Below are 3,478 nucleotides of genomic sequence, written 5' to 3'. Positions count from 1 at the left end.
CCGGCCGCCGCTGCCCCGGCCGCAACGGCGGAAACGGCGCCCAGCATTGACTCACTCTTCGCCACGGCCGACCTCGCCAAGGGCAAAGCCCTGGTGATGCAGCAATGCGCCGCCTGCCACACCCTGGCCAAGGGCGGCGCCCCTGGCGTCGGCCCCAATCTGTACGGCATCGTCGGCGCCAAATCATTCAGCGCCCCAGGCTTCAACTATTCCGCCGCGGTCAAGGGCAAGGCCGGCGCCACCTGGACGGATGACACCTTGAGCGCCTGGCTCGAGAACCCCATGGGCTACGCGCCCGGAACCATGATGGCCTATCCCGGCATCAAGAACGCGCAAACCCGCGCGGACGTGATCGCCTATCTCAACAGCAACTCTGACAAACCCGAGAAGCTGCCTTGAACCTTGCGGCCCTGCTGGCCACGGCGGAGGCGGCGCTTGACGCCGCCGGGGCGGCCATCCGCCCCTATTTCCGCGCCGGGGTCCTTTCGGACGATAAATCCGACGAAAGCCCGGTCACCGTGGCCGACAAGCTGGCCGAAGAGACCCTGCGCACCATCCTGCGCGAAAAATTCCCTGATTTCGGTATTCTGGGCGAGGAATTCGCCGACCATAACGCGGGCGCCAAATACGTCTGGGTAATCGACCCGATCGACGGCACCCGCGCCTTCATCACCGGGCGGCTCACCTTCTGCACGCTGCTGGGCCTATTGGAAGATGGCGTCCCCATCCTGGGCTTCATCGACCAGCCCGTCACCAACGAGCGCTGGCGCGGCGGGCGCGGTGTTCCCGCGCGCTTCACCGGCCCCTTTGGCGGCATTATCGGCCCGCGCCCTCTCACCACCCTGGCCGAAGCCGAACTCTCCTCCACCGCGCCGGAGATGTTCTCACCCGCCGCCGCGGCCCGCTTCACGCGCCTGCAATCGGCCTCCCGGCGCGTCTATTGGGGGGGCGATGCCTACGCCTACGGCCTGCTGGCCCTGGGCCAGATCGACATCGTCGCCGAATCCGGCCTGAAACCGTGGGACTGGGTGGCCCTCGCCCCGGTCATCGAAGCCGCCGGCGGCACCATCACCGGCTGGTCCGGCGAAAAACTCCGCCTGGGCTGCGACGGCACCGTGCTGGCCGCCGCCAACCCCACCCTTCACGCGGCGGCGCTGCAAACCCTGGCATAGCGCCACGCCGCCTGATCATTCCTTTTCCGTACCAGACTCGCACAAATTGGGGTGCAAGTAAAAAATAATCAAACGCCCTCAATACCTTACCCGACAAACCCACTGAACGCTCCACGTGGAGCCCCCAGCCCTTGATCCCGCCACCGCTCTCACCTAACTGATCGGTCCACAAATCCCCGTCTGAACCAGAGGATCGCATGACCGAAACCAGCACCGAAGAAACCCATGATTTTGGCACCGAGGTCGGCCGCCTGCTCGATCTCGTGGTCCACTCCCTGTACTCCGACCGCGAAATTTTCCTGCGCGAGCTGGTGGCCAACGCCGCTGACGCGACCGACAAACGCCGCTTCCTCGCCCTCTCCGACGGCGCGTTCGCCTTGCCGGAAAACCCCGCCATCAAAATCTCCACCGATAAACTAACCCAGACCATCACCATCTCCGACCACGGCACCGGCATGAGCAAGGAGGAGCTGGCCAGCCATCTGGGCACCATCGCCCGCTCCGGCACCGCTGCCTTCACCTCCTCCCTGGCCGCACAAAAGCCGGAGGAACGCCCCAGCCTGATCGGCCAGTTTGGCGTCGGTTTTTATTCCGCCTTCATGGTGGCTGATGAGGTCGAGGTTATCTCACGCAAGGCCGGGCACCAGGAGGCCTGGGCCTGGCTCTCCAACGGCAAGGGGAAATACACGCTCAAACCCGCCGTGCGGGAGGAATCGGGCACCACCATCATCCTGCACATCAAGCCGGAGGCGGAGGAGTTCCTGGAGCCGCTACGCATCAAAACCATCATCCGCAAATGGGCGGACCATATCGCTTTGCCCATCGAGCTTGAGGAAGACGGCAAGTTCGCCTCTGTCACCGAGGGCAACGCCCTGTGGCGGCGCAACAAATCCGAAATCTCCAAGGAGGATTACGCCGCCTTCTACCGCCACACCGGCCACGCGTGGGACGAACCCTGGGCCACCATCCACTGGCGCGCCGAGGGCACGCTGGAATTTTCCGCGCTCCTGTTCATCCCGTCGAGCAAACCCTTCATGCCGGTGGAAGAGACCCGCGAATCTAAGGTCCGCCTGCATGTGAAGCGCATGTTCATCACCGATGAAGCCAGGCTCCTGCCCAACTGGCTCTCCTTCGTCGCCGGCGTGGTGGACACCGAGGACCTCCCCCTCAACGTCAGCCGCGAAATCCTGCAAGCCACCCCGGTGCTGGATAAGATCCGCAAAGCCCTGGTCAACCGCGTGCTCTCCGAGCTGAAATCCAAGGCCAAGGACGCTGATGACTTCAAAACTTTTCAGGAAAATTTCGGCGCGGTCTTGAAGGAAGGTCTCTACGAGGACTCCGGCCACGCGGCAGACATCGCGGGCTTGCTCCGCTTCGCCTCCACCAAGGAGGAGGCCACCACGCTCGATGACTACATCGCCCGCATGCCCGAGGGCCAGAACGAGATCTACTACCTCGCGGGCGACGCCGCCAATCTCAAAACCTCCGCCCAGCTCGAGGGTTTCGCCGAAAAAGGCTATGAGGTCCTGCTCCTCTCCGACCCGATCGACGCCTTCTGGCCAACCCGGATGGAGAGCTACAAGGACAAAAAACTGAAAAGCGCCTCCCAGGCCGCGGGCCTCTTCGCCCCGGCGGAAAGCAGCGCGGACATCACCGCGCTGTGCGAAAAACTGGCCAAGGCGCTGGAGGGCAAGGTCTCGGGCGTCACCGCCTCAACCCGGTTGAAGGACAGCCCCGCGATGCTGGTGGCCAACGAGGCCGGGCCGGATCTGGCCATGCAGCGCCTGCTTCGCCGCGCCGGGCGGCCCGTGTTCGGCCTGCCGCCCGCGCTGGAGATCAACCCCGGCCACAAGCTCATCCTGGCCCTGGCAACCCGCGCGGAGCTGGACGCCGAGGCTAATCTGCTACTGGACCTGGCCAAACTTCAGGAGGGTGACCTCCCCGAAGACCCCGCCGCCTTCGTGCGCCACATCGCGCACGCCATCGCGGGGGAATAATTCCCAACAAAAAAGCCGGGGGGCAAACCCGGCGGCAGGGAGGGGAGAATACGAATGGACGTCTCCAAAATAGTTGACTCCGCCTAGTCGAGGGACTAGCCCGTGAAGTAAATCAGGCTCCCAGGAGGAGAGAATACCAATGAGTATAGCAACGGACGTCTCCGGACTAGTTGACACCGCCACAGGGCGGCAGTCGCGCGCCATCTATTCAAGCGACGAGATTTACCATCAGGAAATGGAGCGGATTTTTGGGCGCTGCTGGCTGTTCCTCGCCCACACCAGCCAGATCCCGAAACCCAACGATTATTT

General features: G+C 63.8%; 3 protein-coding genes. All 3 read left to right on the top strand.

Annotated features, from left to right (window positions below; genetic code table 11):
- A partial coding sequence (locus tag PHE40_RS10135) for a cytochrome c family protein (RefSeq protein ID WP_299961403.1) occupies positions 1–399 on the top strand: 399 nt, incomplete at its 5' end.
- Positions 396–1,172 carry an inositol monophosphatase family protein gene (locus tag PHE40_RS10130; protein WP_299961401.1) on the top strand — a complete coding sequence of 259 codons (777 nt, stop codon included), beginning with the start codon at positions 396–398 and terminating at the stop codon, positions 1,170–1,172. The genes PHE40_RS10135 and PHE40_RS10130, both read left to right, overlap by 4 nt.
- A gap of 197 nt (positions 1,173–1,369) precedes the next feature.
- Positions 1,370–3,169 carry a molecular chaperone HtpG gene (htpG, locus tag PHE40_RS10125; RefSeq protein WP_299961399.1) on the top strand — a complete coding sequence of 600 codons (1,800 nt, stop codon included), beginning with the start codon at positions 1,370–1,372 and terminating at the stop codon, positions 3,167–3,169.
- Positions 3,170–3,478: the final 309 nt, after the last annotated feature.

Source organism: Acidocella sp., from assembly GCF_028687955.1.
Taxonomy (GTDB): domain Bacteria; phylum Pseudomonadota; class Alphaproteobacteria; order Acetobacterales; family Acetobacteraceae; genus Acidocella.
Note: the sequence above shows the minus strand (reverse complement) of the source record. Positions and strands in the feature narration are given on the sequence as shown.

Bases quoted from the DNA above. Each gene is read 5' to 3' on its own strand.
- htpG (WP_299961399.1), top strand. From the start codon at position 1,370: ATGACCGAAACCAGCACCGAAGAAACCCATGATTTTGGCACCGAGGTC.